Origin of the sequence: Streptomyces apocyni (genome assembly GCF_009739465.1) — a bacterium.
GTDB lineage: Bacteria > Actinomycetota > Actinomycetes > Streptomycetales > Streptomycetaceae > Streptomyces > Streptomyces apocyni.
This window is the reverse complement of the sequence record NZ_WHOM01000061.1, coordinates 181,706-201,261: the sequence shown is the minus strand read 5'-3', so window position 1 is coordinate 201,261 and position 19,556 is coordinate 181,706. Positions and strand designations below refer to the sequence as shown.

Here is a 19,556-nt window from a genome sequence, read left to right as displayed (position 1 = left end):
TTAGCGGAGGCTTGGTGGCCGCTCAGTCCTGCTTCTTACGGCGGGTGCCGAAGACGATCTCGTCCCAGCTGGGGACCGCAGCCCGGCGCCCGGGCCGGACCCCGTCCGCCTCCGCCTGCCGGTCGGTGGTGCCCACGAGCCGGTCCCGGTGTCCGGCCACCGCGCGCGGCATCAGGACGTCCGCGTACGCGGACCCCGCCGACGCGGCCGGTGCCGGCTCCTCGGCCTCCAACTCCAGATCCTGCTCAGGCTCGTCGGCGGCGGGCAAGCTGGCGCCCGTCGCCGCGGCGGGCGCCGCGGACGGGCGGTCCGGCACGACCATGTCGCCCCGGAAGCTGGGTACCGCCTCCAGCAGACTGGTGAGCGAGTCCCGCCCCTGCTCGGACGAGCCGGTGGCCGTCGTGCTCTCCTCGGCGGGCTCCGGGCTCGGCGAGGGAAGGCTCGGCCGCTCCGCCGGGCGGTCCATCTGCCGGTCGAGCGCGCGGTCCAGCGGCCGGTCGCGGGGCAGCCGGGCGATCCGGGGAACGAAGGGGAAGCTGGGCTCGGGCGTCGCGGAGATGTCGTCGGACTCGCCGATCAGCGAGCGCGCCTCGTCGTCCACGGCCTGGACCAGCCGCCGCGGCGGGTCGTACGTCCAGCTGGCGGTGTGGATCTCGCCCGCGGCGCGGTAGCCGAGCAGCACCTCCCAGGTGCCGTCATCACGGCGCCAGGAGTCCCACTGGACGGTGTCCTTGTCGATGCCGCGCAGCAGCAGCCGCTCCTGTACGGCGTCGCCGAGCTGCGGTCCGGTGTTCTCGCCGGGGCGGCGGACCGGGGTCTTCCGGGCCCGCTCGGCCATGAAAGCGCGCTCCGCGAGCACCGGGCCCTCGAAGCGGCGTACGCGATCGACCGGGATACCGGCGAGCTGGGCGACCTCTTCCGCCGAGGCACCGGCACGTATCCGGGCCTGGATGTCGCGGGGGCGGAGGTGGCTCTCCACCTCGATCTCGATCTGGCCCAGACGGGGGCGGTCGCCGCGCACCGCGGCGCGCAGCCGTTCGTCGATCGGAAGCGTGTACTCCGTGCTGTCCGCAGCCTTCAACACCAGCCGTGTGCCGTCGTTGCTGACGGCCACGACACGCAGTTCGGGCATGGGGACCTCCCGGGTGGTGCCTGCCGACGTCACGTGCGTCGCTGCTTCCGCTAGTCGAGTGTGGCCTGCCCGGGTGCAGCCTGCCACAACCTTGCCGATTTGCCCGGCGTGTCGGGCAGGGGCCCTGGAGCGCCGTTATGGCACGGTTACCTATTCGCAACGCTAAGTGACTCTCGTCACTCTGTGCAGCGACCCCCCTTCCGGAGGGCTGGTGAGGTCCCCGGACACCCAGGCTGGAGACCGGACCCAGGGCTCGCAACAGTACTCCATTCGGGCCACAGGGGTGGACCGCCGCGCCGCCCAAGTTCTCGCCGGGTAAGGGAGTTGGCCGCCGCCGCATCCATATCCCCTGCTTACACAGGTGGGCTGCTTCACATAAACGCCAGAAGCGGAACTATTCACTTCGCCCATTTGTCCCTTCTGTAGACAGGCAGTGCGTGTGTATACGAAGGCGAGCAAGGGACGGGGATGGCTGAGCAGTCGGATTCCGGCAAGCAGTCGAACGAGGAGCCGAAGAAGAAGAGGATCGATCTGAGCGTGCCTCAGGTCGCGGGCAGCGCCGTGGCCGCGGTCGTGGCGGCGAAGCTGGCGTCCAGCTTCGGTGTCTACGGGACGATCCTCGGTGCCGGTCTGGTGAGCGTCATCGCCACCTGCGGCGGCACGGTCTTCCAGCACTTCTTCTCCCGCACCGGTGAGCAGGTCAAAGAGGCCGCGGTGCGTTCCAAGCCCGGTACCCGGCAGCTGACGGCCACCGGCGCCACCGCCACCGTCGACGCCGACGCCGTCCCGACACGGGCGCTGCCGACGGCCGAGCGGACGCTGCTGCTCCGCACCGTGCCGCCGCCATCCGACGACTTCGGCGCGGCCACGGTGCACGGCAAGCGGATACGGAGCTGGAGGCGGCCGCTCCTGGGCGCCGCGCTGATCTTCGGGGTGACCATGGCGGGCATCGTGACGTACGAGACGGTGTCCGGCGACGCCTTCGACAGCGACGGGGGGAGCGTCGTCAGCACGATCACCGGTCACGGCCCCTCGTCCCACCGCGACTCCGACCCCACCCCCTCGACCGACCCCTCGGGGTCCTCCACCGACGGCGACCGCACGCCCGGCGGCGATACATCCCAGGGGACCGACCCGACCGATCCGGCCGATCCCACCGCCCCGACCCCGGACGACGGAGACAGCACCCCGACCCCCACGCCGACCCCGACCCCGACGCCCACGCCGACCCCTACTCCCACACCAACGCCGACCCCGACCCCCACGCCGGACAACTCAGGCAGCGGCACGGACGGAACCGTGCAGGACGGGACCGGCACGCCCGCCGAGTGAGAACGCCTACGCGCCCAGCACCCGCCGCAGATAGTCGTTGCCGAACAGCCGTTCCGGGTCCAGCCGGTCCCGTAGCGCCGTGAACTCGCCGAACCGCGGATAGACCGACGCCAGGTACTCCGCGTCGCGGGTGTGCACCTTGCCCCAGTGCGGCCGCCCGCCATGGGCGGTGAAGATCCGCTCGGCGGCGGTGAAGTACGCCTGATACGGCATGCCCCGGTACATGTGCACGGCGATGTACGCGGTTTCCCGCCCCGACGCCGTGGACAGCGTGATGTCGTCCGCGGGCGCGGTACGGACCTCGACGGGGAAACTGATCCGCAGCGGGGAGCGGTCCACCATCGCCCGCAGTTCACGCAGCGTCTCGACGAGGGCCGAGCGGTCGATCGCGTACTCCATCTCCATGAAGCGCACCCGGCGCGGGGAGGTGAAGACCTTGTAGGGGATGTCGGTGTAGGTGCGGGCGGAGAGCGCCCGGCTGGAGATCTTGGCGATCGAGGGAATGGCCGGAGGGACAGCCCGGCCCAGGGAGTTGGCCGCCTGGAAGACGCCGTTGGAGAGGAACTCGTCCTCGAACCAGCCGCTGAGCCGGCCCACGGGGTCCTCGGGGCCCGCGCTGCGGTTGTTGCGCTTGGTGCTGCAGTTGTTGGTGTGCGGGAACCAGTAGAACTCGAAGTGCTCGTTCTCGGCGACGTGCTGGTCGAACTCCGCGGTCACCTGATCGAAGCTCATCGGCGCTTCGCGGGCGGTCAGCAGGAAGATCGGCTCGACGGCGAAGGTGAGCGCGGTGACGACGCCCAGCGCGCCGATCCCTATCCGGGCCGCCGCGAAGACCGCGCGTTCTTCGGCGGTCCCCTTCGCGGAGCAGCGCAGCACCGAGCCGTCAGCGGTGACCAGTTCGAGGCCGACGATCTGCGCGGAGAGCGATCCCGAGTCGCGGCCGGTGCCGTGGGTTCCGGTGCTGGTGGCGCCCGCGACGGTCTGCTCCATGATGTCGCCCATGTTGGTGAGCGACAGGCCCTCCCTGGCCAGGGCCCGGTTCAGCCGCTTCAGCGGCGTTCCGGCCAGCACGGTGACGGTCCCCGCGGCGCGGTCGATCGCGCGGATGCCGGTGAGGAGTTCGGGGCGGATCAGCACCCCGTCGGTCGTGGCGGCCGAGGTGAAGGAGTGTCCGGTGCCCACGGCCTTCACCCGGCGGCCGTCCTCGGCGGCCTGACGTACCGCGTCGGCGAGCTCGTCCACTGACGCGGGCGATATCTCCCGATGCGGCCGGGAGGTGATGTTCCCCGCCCAGTTACGCCACGCCCTGCGTGGTCTGCTCATCGTTCCGCTTCTGCTCACCGTGCTCATCGGTTCCTCCCCGCAGCGGTACCGGCTTGTTCAGCCAGCGGTAGCCCAGGAGCCCGACCACGACCGCGACGGCACCGGCTGCGACCGGTACCGCGTACCCGGCTCTCGCCCCGGAGGCGTCGATCACCCATCCCGCGACCGACGAGCCGAGCGCGATGCCGACCGCGAGCCCGGTACTCGTCCAGGTCATTCCCTCGGTCAGTTTCGCGCGGGGTACGTGCTCCGCGACGAGGGCCATGGTGGTCACCATCGTCGGTGCGATGGAGAGGCCCGCGACAAAGAGCACCACGGCCAGCAACGCCAGGTTCCCGACCAGTTGAAGCGGGATCATACTCACGGCCATCACACTGACGCCCAGCAGCCACCGCCGGGCGGGCGCCGCCTTGAGGTCGAGCAGCCCGTAGACCACCCCGGCCAGGCACGAGCCCAGCGCGTACGCGGCGAGCACCAGGCTGGCGGCCGCCTGGTGGCCCCGCTCGTCCGCGAAGGCGACCGTCACCACATCGATCGAGCCGAAGACCGTGCCGATGCAGACGGACGCCAGCATCAGCACCCGCAGTCCGCCCGAACGCAGCGCCGAACCCCGGCCGTGCTGCTCGCGCGGACCCGGCACCGGCTCGGTGGAGCGCTGCGAGGTCAGCCAGAAGACACCGGTCGCCAGGAACAGCACGGCGAACAGCGGCCCCGCCTCCGGGAACCAGACCGTGGACAGACCGATCGACACGATCGGCCCGAAGATGAAGCAGATCTCGTCCACCACGGACTCGAAGGAGTACGCGGTGTGCAGCCGCCGCGGGTCGGTGCGGTAGAGCTCGGCCCAGCGCGCCCTGACCATCGCCCCCAGGCTCGGGACACAGCCCGCGAACGCGGCGCAGACGAAGAAGACCCAGTCGGGCAGCTCCAGCTGGGCCACGACGAGCAGTCCCGTGACGGCGGTCAGCGCGACCAGCGTCGCGGGGCGTAGCACCCGGCGCTGGCCGTACAGGTCCACCAGCCGGGAGATCTGCGGGCCGATCACCGCGGCGGACAGCGCGACCGTGGCCGAGAGCGCCCCCGCGAGCCCGTAGCGGCCGGTGAGCTGGGAGATCATCGTCACGATGCCGATGCCGAGCATGGCCAGCGGCAGCCGTCCCAGGAATCCCGCCGCGGAGAACGCCCGAGTGCCGGGGGTGGAGAAGATCGCGCGGTACGGGCTGGCCAAGGAGGACTCCGGTGAGGCGGCGACGAAGGTGAGGCGACTGAGGAAGCAGAGACTGAAGACAAGAAGAGAAAACGATGAGGCGACTGAAGAACCGGTACAGCTTAGGGCCGATGTGACGTGCACCGCACCGCCATTTCCGCCGCGCTCGCCCCAAGTGGCAGGATCGGGCCATGCCCGAAGCGCTTGGTTCGACTGATGCGACCCCGTATGACGCCCTGCTGCTGCTCTCGTTCGGCGGCCCGGAAGGCCCCGAGGACGTGGTGCCCTTCCTGGAGAACGTGACCAGGGGCCGCGGTATCCCCAAGGAGCGGCTCAGGGAGGTGGGACAGCACTACTTCCTGTTCGGCGGTGTCAGCCCGATCAACGACCAGAACCGCGCCCTTCTCGACGCCCTGCGCAAGGACTTCGCTGACCACGGTCTGGACCTGCCGGTCTACTGGGGCAACCGCAACTGGGCGCCCTATCTGACCGACACCCTGCGGGAGCTGGTCCAAGACGGCCGCCGCCGTGTCCTCGTCCTCGCGACCAGCGCGTACGCCTCCTACTCGGGCTGCCGCCAGTACCGCGAGAACCTCGCCGACGCTCTCGCGACCCTGCGCTCCGAGGGCCTTGAACTGCCGCGGGTGGACAAGCTCCGGCACTACTTCAACCACCCCGGCTTCGTACGGCCCATGATCGACGGTGTCCTGAAGTCGCTCGCCGAGCTGCCCGACGACGTACGGGCGGGGGCGCACCTGGCCTTCACCACGCACTCCATCCCGGACGCGGCCGCGGACACCTCCGGGCCCCCGGAGGCGCACGGCGAGGGCGGCGCGTACGTGGCGCAGCACCTGGACGTCGCACGGCTGATCTCCGACGCCGTACGCGAGGAGACCGGGACCGACCATCCCTGGCAGCTCGTCTACCAGTCGCGCTCCGGCGCTCCGCACGTCCCCTGGCTCGAGCCGGACATCTGCGACCACCTCGAAGCGCTGCACGGGCAGGGCGTGCCCGCGGTGGTCATGGTCCCGATCGGTTTCGTCTCGGACCACATGGAGGTGCTGTACGACCTCGACACCGAGGCCACCGCCAAGGCCGCGGAGCTCGGTCTGCCCGTGGCGCGCTCGGCGACCGTCGGAGCGGACCCGCGGTTCGCCGCCGCGGTGCGCGAGCTGGTCGTGGAGCGAGCCGCCACCGAGCGCGGAGAGGACGTCAAGCCCTGCGCGCTGGGGGCGCTCGGCGCGAGCCACGACCTGTGCCCCGTCGGCTGCTGCCCCGCCCGCGCACCGCGTCCGGCGGCCGCTGGTGCCGACAGCCCCTACGCGTAAGGAACCCCGTGACCGACCAGCCCAAGGTGACCGACCGGCTCAAGGCCGAACTCCTGGATCTCGCGCTCCAGGCCGCCCACCGGGCGGGTGACTTCCTGCGCGACAGCCGCCCTGACGACCTCGGGGTCGCGGCCACCAAGTCCAGCGCCATCGACGTCGTCACGGAGATGGACATCGCCTCCGAGAAGATGATCACCGGCTTCCTGGCCGAGCAGCGGCCGGATGACGGCTTCCTCGGTGAGGAGGGCGCGAGCGTCGCGGGCAGCAGCGGAGTCCAGTGGGTCATCGACCCGATCGACGGCACGGTCAACTACCTGTACGGGCGGCCCGCCTGGTCGGTATCGATCGCGGCGCGCGTGAACGGAGCGTCCGGCGCGTCAGGCGAGACGGTCGTCGGCGTGGTGCACGTCCCGATGCAGGCGGAAACGTTCCGGGCGGCGCTGGGCCAGGGCGCGTATGTCAACGACCGGCCGCTGAAGGTACGCCCCGCGCCCCCGTTCGAGCAGGCCCTGCTCGGCACCGGCTTCGGCTACCTGACCGAGCGCCGCGTCCAGCAGGCCGAGGTCGCGCGGCAGCTCATTCCGCAAGTACGGGACATCCGGCGCGGCGGCTCGGCGGCGATCGACCTGTGCGATGTCGCGGCTGGCCGCCTGGACGCGTACTACGAGCGTGGGCTGAACCCGTGGGATCTCGCGGCCGGTGACCTGATCGCCCGCGAGGCTGGCGCGCTCGTAGGCGGCCGTGGTCCGGACGACTCCCCGTCGGGCGACCTGACGGTGGCGGCCGTACCCGGCCTCTTCGAGACGTTGCGCGCCAAGCTCGACGAGCTGGGGGCCTGGCACGACTGAGTGCTTCTCCACTCCGCCCCTTCCCGGAAGGCCTCGTCGGCCGGGCTCAAAAATGTCCTCAAGGGGCGGGGTGGGGGCAAAATCCCTGAGCCGCACCGGTCACCGGTCACCGGCCTGCGGGCGCACGAGGGCCCCGGCACCTTCCCAGGTGCCGGGGCCCTCGTCAGCGTGACGGCTAGGCGACGGCTAGGCGTTGGCCGTGCCGACCTGTACGCCGTGCTCCGCCGCCAGCCGGTGCAGGTCGTCGAGCTCGGCCTGCTCGACCTCCGCCAGGAAGTCGTCGCCGTCCTCGCGAGCCCGCGTGAGGTCGGTTTCGGTGGCCTTTATGCGTTGCAGCAGCCCTGCGGTGAATGCGTCCATGGTGCGCGCCCCCTCGTCGTGGGTCGTGGGTCGGTGGCACGGGGGTGTGCCCTCGGGAAGGGGCGATCACGGCTCTCCCCCGCCTGCGGAAGCGTTTCGTGGCACGCCACATGCAGAGCGTGATCGCGGGTGTGCAGTCGTCCTCCCCCCGGCATCTTCCGAAGAAACCTCTCCCGGCCCGGGAATCCCGGAAATCCCAGCCCGAGGACCGCCTTACAGCCGGTTTATGGCCGAAAGGGGCAGGATGGAGGCCTGCCCAGTGACATCAGCGCCTGCCTGCGCGGGCCCAGAGGAAGGACACGACGTGCGCGTACTCGTCGTCGAGGACGAGCAGCTGCTCGCCGATGCGGTGGCCACCGGACTGCGCCGGGAGGCTATGGCCGTCGACGTCGTCTACGACGGGGCGGCCGCCCTGGAGCGTATCGGGGTGAACGACTACGACGTGGTCGTACTCGACCGGGACCTTCCGGTCGTGCACGGTGACGACGTCTGCCGCAAGATCGTCGAGCTGGGCATGCCCACGCGGGTGCTGATGCTCACCGCGTCCGGCGATGTCAGCGACCGCGTCGAGGGCCTGGAGCTCGGCGCGGACGACTACCTTCCCAAGCCCTTCGCCTTCACCGAACTGACCGCACGCGTGCGTGCGCTCGGCCGGCGTACGACGGTGGCCCTGCCGCCCGTCCTGGAGCGCTCCGGCATCAAGCTGGACCCCAACCGCCGCGAGGTCTTCCGCGACGGCCGGGAGGTCCAGCTGGCGCCGAAGGAGTTCGCGGTCCTTGAGGTGCTGATGCGCAGCGAGGGCGCGGTCGTCTCGGCCGAGCAGCTCCTGGAGAAGGCCTGGGACGAGAACACCGACCCTTTCACCAACGTCGTACGGGTCACCGTGATGACTCTGCGGCGCAAGCTCGGCGAGCCCGCTGTCATCGTGACCGTGCCCGGCTCGGGATACCGGATCTGAACCTTCCATGACAGCGACCCCGGTGCCGCCTTCGGCACCTCCCAAGCCGACCTGGGACCCCGTACGCCCGGAGCCGCCCTTCCCGTGGCTGCGTCCGACGATCCGGATACGGCTCACCCTGCTCTACGGCGGGATGTTCCTGATCGCGGGCATCCTGCTGCTCTCGATCATCTACCTCCTCGCGGCCGACGCCCTGCACAACGGCTCCGCGCCGAAACTGCAGATCTCCAGCGACGGCAGCGTCAGCATCCGCAGCCCCCAGTGCCCGGCGGTCGACGCCGCCACCACGCAGACCGCGCTGAACGCCGCCATCTCGGAGTGCGCCGACGCCCTGCGTCAGCGGGCGCTGGACAACCTCCTGAGCCGTTCGCTGCTCGCCCTCCTCGGGCTCAGCGTGATCGCGTTCGCGTTCGGGTACGCGATGGCCGGGCGGGTGCTGTCGCCGCTGGGCCGGATCACCCGCATCGCCCGCCGGGTAGCCGGTTCCGACCTCTCCCGCCGCATCGAGCTGGACGGTCCGGATGACGAGCTCAAGGAGCTCTCGGACACCTTCGACGAGATGCTGGAACGCCTGGAGCGGGCCTTCACCGCCCAGCAGCGGTTCGTCGCCAACGCCTCGCACGAGCTGCGCACTCCGCTGGCGATCAACCGCACGCTGCTGGAGGTGCAGCTCTCCGACCCGGGGGCGTCCCCTGAGCTCCAGCAGCTCGGCAAGACGCTGCTCGCCACCAACGAGCGCAGCGAGCAGCTGGTGGAGGGCCTGCTGCTGCTCGCTCGGAGCGACAACCAGATAGTTGAGCGCAAGCCCGTGGACCTCGCCGAGGTGGCCTCGCGCGCCCTCGACCAGGTGCGTGCCGAGGCGGTGGACAAGGGCGTGGAGATCCGTGGCGAGCGGCAGGTCGCGGTAGTTCAGGGCAACGGCGTCCTGCTGGAGCGCATCGCGCTTAACCTGGTACAGAACGCTGTGCGCTACAACATCCCCGAAGGGGGGTGGGTCGAGGTGCGCACCGAGGTGCAGCACGGCCAGGCGGTGCTTCTGGTGGCCAATACGGGCCCTGTGGTGCCCGCCTACGAGATCGACAACCTCTTCGAGCCCTTCCGGCGGCTGCGCACGGAGCGCACCGGCAGCGACAAGGGCGTGGGGCTCGGACTCTCCATCGCCAGGTCGGTGGCTCGAGCCCACTCAGGCCGTATCATCGCCGAGCCGCGTGAGGGGGGTGGTCTCGTGATGCGAGTCACCCTGCCTATCTGAGATGCTTCTGCCGATTCGCCTCAAGTTCGCTTTTAGCGGAATTTTCGGGACCTGCTCCCCAAAGATCCGTGTGGGATCGATCACAAAGGCGAATTTTCAGCCATCTACTCTCTGTGATCGTGAAGGTCCCCAGAAAGCCGGGAAAATCCGGGTTTTGGGGGGTCTTGATCACGGGAAGTACACGGGGTGGCGCCCGTGAACTGCGTTTTCGGACCGTGTACGGTCCCCATCGCCATCCAACGCGATCACCTCTTCAGGGGTGCGGTTGGGTGTCGATTGAGTAACAGACCTTGATGTGAGGCAAAATCTCCGCCTCGGGTCGGGCACAAGTCCGGCCTCTCACGCGTTACGTGCGCTGGAGACACCGCAGACACCCGGAGGGGGAGAGCGACATGGCAACGGATTACGACACCCCACGTAAGACCGATGACGACCTCAATGAGGACAGCATCGAAGAACTCAAGGCGCGGAGGAATGACAAGTCGACGTCGACCGTCGACGTCGACGAGTTCGAGGCCGCGGAAGGCCTTGAGCTGCCCGGCGCTGACCTGTCGAATGAGGAGCTCGCCGTCAGGGTGCTCCCCAAGCAGCAGGACGAGTTCACCTGCATGAGCTGCTTCCTGGTACACCACAGGTCGCAGCTGGCGCGGGAGAAGAACGGTCAGCCCATCTGCCGCGACTGCGACTGAGGCCGGTCGGCCGTGACAGGGTCGGCGCTGCCCCGGAAGAGACGCTTCCGCAAGGCGGCGGGCACTACCCCGTGCGACGGCGTCCGTGACGGTGAGCGAGGCCGCCAGGCCTCGCTCGAACCAGCGGACGATGCGCACGGCGGGAACAGCTCCACGACCAAGCCCGGCCGACTGGCAACAGCCAAGGACGGCGTACGCAAAGGCGTACGCAGAGGTGGTCTCAGCGCGAAGGCCGGGCTCGGCCAGATCGCGGACCGGATCATGGACCTCGCACCGCGCGTCCCGGTGCGCGATCTCAGCACCCTGCGACAGCAGTTTCCGGGCCTGGGGCCCGAGCAGATCGCCGACCGACTGGTGGCCGGCGCCTGCCATGCCTCCTCTACCGTCGGCGCGGGGGTGGGCGTGGCCGCGGCACTGCCCGTACCACCCGCGATGCCCGCGGAGCTGGCAGCGGAGATCACGGGCGTCGCCGCGATCGAACTCAAGCTCATCGCAGAGCTCCGCGAGGTCTACGGGCTACGCCCGGAGGGCACCCTCGCCCAGCGCTCCACCGCGTATCTGACGTCCTGGACCCACGAGCGCGGGATCGACGTGGCCAAGACGGCGTCCATCGGAGCGGCGCTCGGCACCCACACGAAGCGCGAGCTGCGACAGCAGGTCATGAAGCGCACGGTCAGAAATCTGCCGAACCTGATGCCGTTCCTGGTGGGCGCGGTCGTCGGCGCCCTGATGAACCGCCGCGACACCAAGAAACTCGCGGAGCGCATCCGCGCGGACCTGCGCCAGGCACAGGTGCCGTGGGACGCCTTGCCGGAGCTGGCGCCCCTGGAGCCGCCAGCGGATTCCCCGCAGGAATCCCAGGGCTCCCATGACTCCCAGGACTCGCGGGACTCCAGGCAGGACCCGCAGCAGCCCACCGAAGGCCCCTGAAGCGCCCTGCGAGCCCCTGAGGAGCCCCGGGCGGTGGTCGGGTGGTGGCTCGGTTCGGTCAGGCCGTCCGAGCCGCGTTCAGGGCCGCTGCCAGGCCCTGCGGATCGCGGGTCGACACATAGACGTACGGCGTCGGGTCCGAGGGATCGGTGACCTCTACGCGCACTGCCGTAGGGATGTAGGCGCGCAGCAGCATGTAGGCGCGCGGATCGGCCTTGCGGGTGCGCCAGGCGCGCGCCTCGTCCGGGTCGAGCACCTCGGCCTCGCCCAGGGCCGCCACCGGAACCCTGGCGTCCCCCGCGACCAGCGAACCCGCCACCACCCGCACCCGCGCCGAGCCGTACGAGCTCACCGCGACGGCCGCCAGCGCCCCACCGCCGATCAGGCCGCCGAGCATCGGCAGCGGACCGAGCGGCAGCAGCATCAGGCCGCCCGCGACCCCGATCAGGGCCGAGATGACCCACCAGGAACCGGGTGCCGTGAGGCGTTCTTCGAAGAGCTGGGCTGAGGACTGCATAGCGCCCAGCTTGGCACGGTGCTTCAGGCAGGGGGCCACGCAGGTAGGGTCTGCGGCTGTGAGTGGACGAACATCGTTGACACCCCCGGACGACGCCGTGGCGCCGGAGCGGCACCCGGACGCCCCGGCGCCCGGCGAGCTCCTCGGCGCGCACTACGAGCACTGCTTCGGCTGCGGCGGCGGCCAGCCGCACGGACTGCACCTCGCGGCGCGGGCCGCCGATGGCGTGGCCATCACCGCGGAGTTCACGGTCAAGCCCGAGCACCAGGGCGCGCCGGGCCTGGCGCACGGCGGCGTACTGACCACCGCCCTGGACGAGACGCTGGGCTCGCTGAACTGGCTGCTGCGCGTCATCGCGGTCACCGGACGGCTGGAGACCGACTTCGTACGGCCCGTCCCGGTGGACACCGTGCTGTACCTGGAGGCCCAGGTCACCGCAGTCGCCGGACGCAAGATCTACTCCACGGCCACCGGGCGGATCGGCGGCCCCGAAGGCCCCGTCGCGGTCCGGGCCGACGGCCTCTTCATCGAGGTCAAGGTCGACCACTTCATCGACAACGGCCGTCCGGCCGAGATCCAGGCCGCGATGAGCGACCCGGACCAGCTCAGGCGAGCCCGGGCCTTCGAGGTGAACCCGTGATGCGAGAGCCACTCGCCGTACAGATCCGCCGCCTCGATCCGGACGTACCGCTTCCGGAGTACGCGCACCCCGGCGACGCCGGAGCCGACCTGCGCACCACCGAGGCCTGCGCGCTGGCTCCGGGCGAACGCGTGGTGCTGCCCACCGGGGTCGCCTTCGCGCTCCCTGAGGGGTACGCGGCCTTCGTACACCCGCGTTCCGGCCTCGCCGCCCGCTGCGGTGTCGCCCTCGTGAATGCCCCAGGGACGGTGGATGCCGGGTACCGTGGGGAGATCAAGGTGATCGTGGTGAATCTCGATCCGCGCGACACGGTGCGGTTCGAGCGCTTCGACCGGATCGCCCAACTGGTCGTCCAACAGGTCGAGAAGGTGCGCTTCCACGAGGTCGCGGAACTTCCCGACTCGGTACGGGCCGAGGGGGGCTTCGGGTCCACCGGTGGCCATGCCGCCGTGGACGGCACAGCGGGCGGTCCGCACGGCGGGAACCAATACGCTTCGGTCGCATGCGACCGGGAAGGACAGTGACGTGTTCGGACGTCGTAAGAAGGGTGCCGCCGACGACGCGGCCGGCGAGGCCGAGCAGGTCGTCGAGGGCACCGACCCTGAGGACACGGCAGACACGGCGGGCGAGTCCGCGTCGCAGCGCGTCAGCCTGCCGCCCGCACCCCGTCCCGACGGCCCCTGGGACGCCTCAGAGGTCCGTGAGCCCGGCGAGGGCCGCGTGGACCTCGGCGGCATCTTCGTGCCGGGAGTCGAGGGCATGGAGCTGCGCGTGGAGGTCGCGGGCGACGCGATCGTCGCGGCGACCGTCGTCCTGCGCGACAGCGCCGTCCAGCTGCAGGCCTTCGCCGCGCCGAAGCGGGAAGGCATCTGGGGTGAGGTCCGCGAGGAGATCGCCTCCGGCATCACCCAGCAGGGCGGGGTCATCGACGAGCTGGAAGGCCCGCTGGGCTGGGAGCTGCGCGCCCAGGTCCCGGTGCAGCTGCCGGACGGCACGGGCGGTATGCAGGTGGTCCGCTTCATCGGCTGCGACGGGCCGCGCTGGTTCCTGCGCGGCGTGATCTCCGGCCAGGGCGCGGTACAGCCCGAGGCCGCGGGTCTGCTGGAGAGCATCTTCCGGGACACCGTAGTGGTCCGCGGCGATTCGCCGATGGCCCCGCGCGATCCCATCGTCCTCAAGCTGCCGGACGACGCCCAGATGGTGGCCGAGGGCGTCCAGCCGCAGGAGCCCCAGGAGCAGGAAGGCTCGCGCTTCGCCGGTGGGATGGGGCAGCTCGCGCGCGGCCCGGAGATCACCGAGGTGCGCTGAGCCCCCGAAAGCAGACCGGTGGCCCGTACATCCCCCGTGGGTGTACGGGCCACCGGCCTTTTCCGGCCTCCGGCAGCCCGCTGCCCCGCGACCATTGCCCGGCACCGCCGCGTACGGCAATACTGGCGCGCTACATGCGACGTACAGGGGTTTACGGGGGAGTAGCGCATGACCGAAGACCACACCAGCGAGCGCGGCGGCACGGCGCTGGCGCCGAGCCCGTACGGCGACGCCATGGTGCGGGTCGAGAACCTGCACCGCTCGTTCGGCACCGGAGCCACCGCCGTGCACGCGCTGCGGGGCGTCTCGTTCGCCGTACCGCGCGGCGAGCTCGTCGCCCTCAAGGGCCGCTCCGGATCGGGCAAGACGACCCTGCTCAACCTCGTCGGCGGGCTCGACACACCAGACCGTGGGCAGATCACCGTCGACGGCACGGACCTCGCCGGGCTCGGCGAGGACGGTCTGCTCGCACTGCGCCGCGACCGTGTCGGCTTTATCTTCCAGTCCTTCGGACTGATCCCCATCCTGTCCGCGGCGGAGAACATCGGCGTACCGATGCGCCTGCGCAAAGCCGACCCCGGTGAACGCGAGGAGCGCGTCGCACTGCTGCTCTCCCTGGTGGGGCTCGCCGAGCACGCCGCGCAGCGCCCCGGCGAACTCTCCGGCGGCCAGCAGCAGCGGGTCGCCATCGCCCGCGCCCTGGCCAACCGGCCGGTCCTCCTGATCGCCGACGAACCCACCGGACAGCTCGACGCGGAGACCGGCAAGGCGGTGATGGAGCTGCTGCGCGCCGTCGTCCGCAGCGAGGGCGTCACGGCACTGGTCGCCACCCACGACGCGGGGCTGCTCGACCTGGCGGACCGGGTGCTGGAGCTGCGCGACGGGCACATCGTCGAGGACGACGGGAGCGCGTAGCGGGCCCATCAGCATTGCGTCAAGGACAGCCCCACTGTCCGTTTCGTCGCGTTGGCAGCGGTAGGTTCGCGGAGGCAGGCGTCGCGTACGCGGCGGGGATGACCTGGACGACAATGAGGCCATGGGACGCGGCAAGCTACGGATATACGTCGGAGCGGCACCTGGCGTCGGCAAGACGTACGCGATGCTCTCCGAGGCCCACCGCAGGGTAGAACGCGGCACCGACTGCGTGGTCGCCTTCGTGGAGCACCACGACCGGCCACGTACCGAGGTGCTGCTGCACGGCCTCGAGCAGGTACGGCGGCACCACCTGGAGCACCGAGGCGTCAGCCACACCGAGATGGACGTCGACGCCGTGCTCGCCCGCCACCCCAAGGTCGCGCTCGTCGACGAGATCGCCCACACCAACGTCCCCGGCTCGCGCAACGCCAAGCGCTGGCAGGACGTCGAGGAACTGCTCGCCGCCGGGATCGACGTCATATCCACGGTCAACATCCAGCATCTGGAGTCGCTCGCCGACGTCGTCGAGTCGATCACCGGGGTACGGCAGCGGGAGACCGTCCCCGACGAGGTCGTCCGCCGCGCTGACCAGATCGAGCTGGTCGACATGTCGCCCCAGGCGCTGCGCCGCCGTATGGCGCACGGCAACATCTACCAGCCCGACGAGGTCGACGCGGCCCTGTCCAACTACTTCCGCCCGGGCAACCTCACCGCGCTGCGCGAGCTGGCCCTTCTGTGGGTCGCGGACCGGGTCGACGAGTACCTCCAGCAGTACCGCGGTGAGCACAACATCCGCTCCACCTGGCAGGCCCGCGAGCGCATCGTCGTCGGGCTGACCGGTGGCGCCGAAGGCCGGACGCTGATCCGGCGCGCGGCCCGGATGGGCGCCAAGGGCTCCGGCAGCGAGATCCTCGCCGTCTACATCGCCCGCAGCGACGGACTCACCGCCGCCTCGCCCAAGGAACTGGCCGTCCAGCGCACTCTCGTCGAGGACCTCGGCGGCACCTTCCACCACGTCATCGGCGACGACATACCCCGCTCCCTGCTGGAGTTCGCCCGCGGCGTCAACGCCACCCAGATCGTGCTCGGCTCCAGCCGCCGCACGTCCTGGCAGTACATCTTCGGGCCCGGAGTCGGGGCGACCGTCGCCCGCGAGTCCGGCCCCGACCTCGACGTGCACATCGTCACGCACGACGCGGTCGGCAAGGGCCGCGGGCTGCCGGTGGCCCGCGGGGCCCGACTGGGCCGTTCCCGGACCGCCTCGGGCTGGGTGGTGGGCGTCGGTGGGCCGGTTCTGCTCACCCTGCTGCTGATCCACCTGATCGGTGATCTCGGCCTGGCCAACTACATGCTGCTGTTCCTGGCGCTGACCGTGGCCGCCGCGATGCTCGGCGGACTGCGCCCGGCGCTGGCGTCGGCCGTGGCCGGGTCAATGCTGCTGAATTACTACTTCACCGAGCCCCAGCGCGAGTTCCTGGTCTCCGCTCCCAGGAACATCGTCTCCATCCTGGTGTTCGTCGGCGTCGCGGTCGCGGTGGCGTCGGTGGTGGACCTCGCGGCCCGGCGCACCCAGCAGGCCGCCCGGCTCCGGGCCGAGTCCGAGATCCTCTCCTTCCTCGCCGGGAGCGTGCTGCGCGGTGAGACCACTCTGGACGCCCTCCTGGAGCGGGTCCGCGAGACCTTCGCCATGGAGTCCGTCGCCCTTCTGGAGCGCGTGAGCGACGTCGAGCCGTGGGTGTGCGCGGGCAGCGTCGGCACCCGGCAGCTGGACCGCCCCGAGGACGCGGATGTGGACATGCCGGTCGGCGACCACATGGCGCTCGCCCTCTCCGGCCGCGTACTGCCCGCCGAGGACCGCAGGGTGCTCGGCGCCTTCGCCGCCCAGGCCGCGGTCGTCCTGGACCGCCAGCGGCTGCAGAGCGAGGCCCAGCAGGCCCGTGCGCTCGCCGAGGGCAACCGCATCCGTACCGCCCTGCTCGCCGCCGTCAGCCATGACCTGCGCACTCCGCTGGCGGCGATCAAGGTGGCGGTCAGTTCGCTGCGCTCCGACGACGTGGCCTGGTCCGCGCGGGACGAGGCCGATCTGCTCGCGGGCATCGAGGACGGCGCGGACCGGCTGAACCACCTGGTCGGCAACCTCCTGGACATGTCACGGCTGCAGACCGGCACCGTCAACCCGCTGATCCGCGAGATCGACCTGGACGAGGTCGTCCCGATGGCGCTCGGCGGCGTACCGGACGACAGCGTGGAGCTGGACGTCCCCGAGACGCTCCCGATGGTCGCGGTCGACAAGGGCCTGCTGGAGCGGGCCGTCGCCAACGTCGTCGAGAACGCCGTCAAGTACAGCCCGGACGGCATCCCCGTCACGGTCGCCGCCAGCGCACTCGGCGACCGCGTCGAGGTCCGGGTCGTGGACCGTGGCCCCGGCGTCCCGGACGACGGCAAGGAACACATCTTCGAGCCCTTCCAGCGCTACGGTGACGCCCCGCGGGGCGCCGGGGTGGGCCTGGGGCTCGCGGTCGCCCGGGGCTTCGTGGAGTCCATGCGCGGCACGCTGAACGCCGAGGACACTCCCGGCGGTGGCCTCACGATGGTCCTCACCCTGCCCGCCGTGGCCGGGCACCCGACCGCCCGGCCCGATCTCCCCGCGCAGGTCACCTCATGACCTGATGCCGTGATCACCGTCCAGTGCCTCACCGTCCAGTGCCTCGCCCCAGTGCCTTACCGTCCCGTCCTTCACCGTCCCGTCCTTCACCGTCCCGTGCTTCACCCTTCCGACAGCAGAAAGCAGGCCCACATGACCAGGGTGCTTGTGGTCGACGACGAGCCGCAGATCGTACGCGCCCTCGTGATCAACCTGAAGGCGCGCAAGTACGAGGTGGACGCCGCCGCCGACGGCGCGACCGCCCTGCAACTCGCGGCCGCACGCTATCCGGACGTCGTCGTCCTGGACCTGGGGCTGCCCGACATAGACGGCGTCGACGTGATCCGGGGCCTGCGCGGCTGGACCCGGGTGCCGATCCTGGTCCTGTCCGCCCGGCACAGCTCCGACGAGAAGGTCGAGGCGCTCGACGCGGGTGCCGATGACTACGTCACCAAGCCCTTCGGCATGGACGAGCTGCTGGCCAGGCTCCGCGCCGCGGTCCGCCGCGCGGAGCCCACCGGGGGCGGCGATGACGACGTACTGGTGGACACCGAGGACTTCAGCGTCGATCTGGCCGCCAAGAAGGTCAACCGCGGCGGCCGGGACGTACGCCTGACGCCGACGGAGTGGCACCTCCTTGAGGTGCTGGTACGTAACACCGGCCGCCTGGTCAGCCAGAAGCAGCTGCTCCAGGAGGTCTGGGGGCCCTCCTACGGCACGGAGACGAACTACCTGCGGGTCTACATGGCCCAGCTCCGGCGCAAGCTGGAGGCGGACCCCTCACACCCCAAGCACTTCATCACGGAGCCGGGTATGGGATATCGGTTCGAACGGTGAGCGGGTCCGTGGTGAGCAGGTCCATCGCGGTGCACGGGTCCGTTGCCGTGAGCAGGTCCATTGCGGTGAGCAGGTCCGTGGTGGACCCCGCCTCGTCGGACCCCGGTACGCTTCTTTCATGAGCCCGGGTCCTCGAGCAGAGAAGTCGTCGGGCCGGTTTCGCCGGATACTCGGCCGACTCTCCTCCACCCCGGAGGAGCAGGAGTCGGAGGAGCTCGCGGAGGAGTCGGCGACCGCTGACTGCACGCGCATAGCCGACTGCCAGGACCGTGAGATGGTGACGGTTACTGGTACGTTGCGCACGGTCACCCTCAAGCCCCGGTCCGGGGTCCCGTCGCTGGAGGCGGAGCTCTTCGACGGCTCGGCCCCGCTGGACGTGGTGTGGCTCGGCAGGCGCTCGATCGTGGGTATAGAACCCGGGCGCAAGCTGATCGCATCGGGTCGCGTTTCGATTGACCGCGGCCGCCGGGTGCTCTTCAACCCCAAATACGAACTGAGACCGCTCGGACGGGAGTAGCCGGTGACGTCTGTCGACAAGCCGACCGATCAGGTACGCCAGGAAGGCGACAGTCAGCAGGACAGCGACACCAAGGCCGTCACCCAGGCCGCCCTGCTCGACGCGTTCGGTGGCGTGCGGGGCACCGTGGAGACGATGGTCCCCGGACTGCTCTTCGTGATGATCTACACGGTCAACCGTGACCTGCACAGCGCGGCGATCGCCGCCCTGTCGGTCTCGGTCCTGCTGGTCATCGTGCGGCTGGCCCGCAGGGACACCGTGAAGCACGCCTTCAGTGGTGTCTTCGGCGTCGCGGTGGGTGTGGCCTTCGCCCTCTTCACCGGCAACGCCAAGGACTTCTACCTGCCCGGCATGGTCTACGGCCTGGGCCTCGGGCTCGCCTTCTTCGTCTCCGCGCTGGTCGGGTATCCCCTGCTCGGCATCCTGCTCGGGCCGATCTTCCGCGAGAACCTCTCCTGGCGCACCCGCAACCCGGGGCGCAAGAAGGCCTACGTCAAGGCCAGCTTCGCCTGGGGCACGATCTTCCTCGCCAAGGCCGCGATCCTCTTCCCGCTCTACTGGTGGGCGGACACCGCCCAGCTCGGCTGGGTGCTGATCGCGCTGAAGCTGCCGCCGATGGTGCTGGCGGTCTACTTCACCTGGCTGTTCCTGGCCAAGGCTCCGCCGCCGATCGACGTGTTCGCGGAGATGGAGGCCGAGGAGCTGGCCGAGCAGGCCGCGAAGGCCGCGACGGAGCGGGCGGCGGCGGCCGAGCGCGGCGAGGCGTAGTCAGCGGTACGTGTGGCGGTACGTGTGTGGGGCCCGGCACCTTCGTGGTGC

At 70.5% G+C, this 19,556-nt stretch carries 20 protein-coding genes; 15 read left to right on the top strand and 5 right to left on the bottom strand.

The genetic code is table 11. From position 1 onward, the window contains the following. Positions 1 to 22: 22 nt before the first annotated feature. The gene (sepH, locus tag GCN81_RS17440) at positions 23 to 1,165 is read right to left on the bottom strand and encodes a septation protein SepH (RefSeq protein WP_156725557.1); all 1,143 of its coding nucleotides are present in this window, start codon (positions 1,163 to 1,165) and stop codon (positions 23 to 25) included. Between the two features lie 435 nt (positions 1,166 to 1,600). Between sepH and GCN81_RS31895 the strand changes: the two genes are divergently transcribed. After that, on the top strand, positions 1,601 to 2,464 hold the full coding sequence (locus GCN81_RS31895; protein WP_231626785.1) for a hypothetical protein: 864 nt from the start codon (positions 1,601 to 1,603) through the stop codon (positions 2,462 to 2,464). Positions 2,465 to 2,470: 6 nt separating this feature from the next. On the opposite strand, the gene GCN81_RS17425 is transcribed toward GCN81_RS31895, so the two are convergent. Further along, complete coding sequence (locus GCN81_RS17425) at positions 2,471 to 3,787, bottom strand: D-arabinono-1,4-lactone oxidase (RefSeq protein ID WP_197287682.1); 1,317 nt, start codon at positions 3,785 to 3,787, stop codon at positions 2,471 to 2,473. Then, positions 3,759 to 5,015: an MFS transporter gene (locus GCN81_RS17420; protein WP_156725553.1), complete on the bottom strand. Its 1,257-nt coding sequence runs from the start codon at positions 5,013 to 5,015 to the stop codon at positions 3,759 to 3,761. Before GCN81_RS17420 ends, GCN81_RS17425 begins: the two co-directional genes overlap by 29 nt. 170 nt (positions 5,016 to 5,185) lie before the next feature. On the opposite strand from GCN81_RS17420, the gene GCN81_RS17415 reads away from it, so the two are divergent. Next, positions 5,186 to 6,322: a ferrochelatase gene (locus GCN81_RS17415; protein WP_156725552.1), complete on the top strand. Its 1,137-nt coding sequence runs from the start codon at positions 5,186 to 5,188 to the stop codon at positions 6,320 to 6,322. Between the two features lie 8 nt (positions 6,323 to 6,330). Then, on the top strand, positions 6,331 to 7,170 hold the full coding sequence (locus tag GCN81_RS17410; RefSeq protein ID WP_156725551.1) for an inositol monophosphatase family protein: 840 nt from the start codon (positions 6,331 to 6,333) through the stop codon (positions 7,168 to 7,170). 186 nt (positions 7,171 to 7,356) lie between these two features. Here the strand turns inward: GCN81_RS17410 and GCN81_RS31890 are convergent, their stop codons facing one another. After that, positions 7,357 to 7,530: a hypothetical protein gene (locus GCN81_RS31890; protein ID WP_197287681.1), complete on the bottom strand. Its 174-nt coding sequence runs from the start codon at positions 7,528 to 7,530 to the stop codon at positions 7,357 to 7,359. Between the two features lie 304 nt (positions 7,531 to 7,834). Here GCN81_RS31890 and GCN81_RS17405 point away from each other — a divergent pair, with 304 nt between their 5' ends. The 4 genes from GCN81_RS17405 (at position 7,835) to GCN81_RS17390 (ending at position 11,359) form a co-directional block, all read left to right on the top strand. Beyond that, positions 7,835 to 8,488, top strand: coding sequence for a response regulator transcription factor (locus GCN81_RS17405; RefSeq protein WP_156725550.1), 654 nt, complete (start codon positions 7,835 to 7,837; stop codon positions 8,486 to 8,488). Positions 8,489 to 8,495: 7 nt separating this feature from the next. Next, positions 8,496 to 9,740 (top strand): sensor histidine kinase, encoded by a 1,245-nt coding sequence (locus GCN81_RS17400; RefSeq protein ID WP_156725549.1) that lies wholly within the window; start codon positions 8,496 to 8,498, stop codon positions 9,738 to 9,740. A gap of 392 nt (positions 9,741 to 10,132) precedes the next feature. Beyond that, positions 10,133 to 10,429 (top strand): DUF4193 domain-containing protein, encoded by a 297-nt coding sequence (locus tag GCN81_RS17395; protein WP_003951337.1) that lies wholly within the window; start codon positions 10,133 to 10,135, stop codon positions 10,427 to 10,429. Between the two features lie 12 nt (positions 10,430 to 10,441). Beyond that, the gene (locus GCN81_RS17390) at positions 10,442 to 11,359 is read left to right on the top strand and encodes a hypothetical protein (RefSeq protein ID WP_231626783.1); all 918 of its coding nucleotides are present in this window, start codon (positions 10,442 to 10,444) and stop codon (positions 11,357 to 11,359) included. Positions 11,360 to 11,417: 58 nt separating this feature from the next. Here GCN81_RS17390 and GCN81_RS17385 read toward each other — a convergent pair whose 3' ends face one another. Beyond that, positions 11,418 to 11,876, bottom strand: coding sequence for a DUF3093 domain-containing protein (locus GCN81_RS17385; protein ID WP_156725548.1), 459 nt, complete (start codon positions 11,874 to 11,876; stop codon positions 11,418 to 11,420). 58 nt (positions 11,877 to 11,934) lie between these two features. Here GCN81_RS17385 and GCN81_RS17380 point away from each other — a divergent pair, with 58 nt between their 5' ends. The 8 genes from GCN81_RS17380 (at position 11,935) to GCN81_RS17345 (ending at position 19,505) form a co-directional block, all read left to right on the top strand. Then, positions 11,935 to 12,516: a PaaI family thioesterase gene (locus GCN81_RS17380; RefSeq protein ID WP_156725547.1), complete on the top strand. Its 582-nt coding sequence runs from the start codon at positions 11,935 to 11,937 to the stop codon at positions 12,514 to 12,516. Beyond that, positions 12,516 to 13,040, top strand: coding sequence for a dUTP diphosphatase (gene dut, locus GCN81_RS17375; protein WP_156725546.1), 525 nt, complete (start codon positions 12,516 to 12,518; stop codon positions 13,038 to 13,040). Before GCN81_RS17380 ends, dut begins: the two co-directional genes overlap by 1 nt. A 1-nt stretch (position 13,041) precedes the next feature. After that, complete coding sequence (locus GCN81_RS17370; protein WP_156725545.1) at positions 13,042 to 13,824, top strand: DUF3710 domain-containing protein; 783 nt, start codon at positions 13,042 to 13,044, stop codon at positions 13,822 to 13,824. 168 nt (positions 13,825 to 13,992) lie between these two features. Beyond that, entirely contained in the window at positions 13,993 to 14,739 is a 747-nt protein-coding gene (locus tag GCN81_RS17365; protein ID WP_156725544.1) for an ABC transporter ATP-binding protein, read from the top strand. Positions 14,740 to 14,860: 121 nt separating this feature from the next. Continuing rightward, a complete protein-coding gene (locus GCN81_RS17360) occupies positions 14,861 to 17,404 on the top strand; it encodes a sensor histidine kinase (protein WP_156725543.1) in 2,544 nt (847 codons plus the stop codon). A gap of 132 nt (positions 17,405 to 17,536) precedes the next feature. Then, positions 17,537 to 18,220 (top strand): response regulator, encoded by a 684-nt coding sequence (locus GCN81_RS32405; RefSeq protein ID WP_156725542.1) that lies wholly within the window; start codon positions 17,537 to 17,539, stop codon positions 18,218 to 18,220. Positions 18,221 to 18,338: 118 nt separating this feature from the next. Next, entirely contained in the window at positions 18,339 to 18,737 is a 399-nt protein-coding gene (locus tag GCN81_RS17350; protein ID WP_156725541.1) for an OB-fold nucleic acid binding domain-containing protein, read from the top strand. Positions 18,738 to 18,740: 3 nt separating this feature from the next. Beyond that, the gene (locus GCN81_RS17345) at positions 18,741 to 19,505 is read left to right on the top strand and encodes a DUF3159 domain-containing protein (protein WP_156725540.1); all 765 of its coding nucleotides are present in this window, start codon (positions 18,741 to 18,743) and stop codon (positions 19,503 to 19,505) included. The last annotated feature ends 51 nt before the right edge of the window (positions 19,506 to 19,556 follow it).

Excerpts from the sequence above, each read along its gene's own strand:
- GCN81_RS31895 (WP_231626785.1), top strand. The coding sequence starts at position 1,601 with ATGGCTGAGCAGTCGGATTCCGGCAAGCAGTCGAACGAGGAGCCGAAG.
- GCN81_RS17425 (WP_197287682.1), bottom strand. The coding sequence starts at position 3,787 with ATGAGCAGACCACGCAGGGCGTGGCGTAACTGGGCGGGGAACATCACC.
- GCN81_RS17415 (WP_156725552.1), top strand. The coding sequence starts at position 5,186 with ATGCCCGAAGCGCTTGGTTCGACTGATGCGACCCCGTATGACGCCCTG.
- GCN81_RS31890 (WP_197287681.1), bottom strand. The coding sequence starts at position 7,530 with ATGGACGCATTCACCGCAGGGCTGCTGCAACGCATAAAGGCCACCGAA.
- GCN81_RS17400 (WP_156725549.1), top strand. The coding sequence starts at position 8,496 with ATGACAGCGACCCCGGTGCCGCCTTCGGCACCTCCCAAGCCGACCTGG.
- GCN81_RS17395 (WP_003951337.1), top strand. The coding sequence starts at position 10,133 with ATGGCAACGGATTACGACACCCCACGTAAGACCGATGACGACCTCAAT.
- GCN81_RS17385 (WP_156725548.1), bottom strand. The coding sequence starts at position 11,876 with ATGCAGTCCTCAGCCCAGCTCTTCGAAGAACGCCTCACGGCACCCGGT.
- dut (WP_156725546.1), top strand. The coding sequence starts at position 12,516 with ATGCGAGAGCCACTCGCCGTACAGATCCGCCGCCTCGATCCGGACGTA.
- GCN81_RS17365 (WP_156725544.1), top strand. The coding sequence starts at position 13,993 with ATGACCGAAGACCACACCAGCGAGCGCGGCGGCACGGCGCTGGCGCCG.
- GCN81_RS17360 (WP_156725543.1), top strand. The coding sequence starts at position 14,861 with ATGGGACGCGGCAAGCTACGGATATACGTCGGAGCGGCACCTGGCGTC.
- GCN81_RS32405 (WP_156725542.1), top strand. The coding sequence starts at position 17,537 with ATGACCAGGGTGCTTGTGGTCGACGACGAGCCGCAGATCGTACGCGCC.
- GCN81_RS17350 (WP_156725541.1), top strand. The coding sequence starts at position 18,339 with ATGAGCCCGGGTCCTCGAGCAGAGAAGTCGTCGGGCCGGTTTCGCCGG.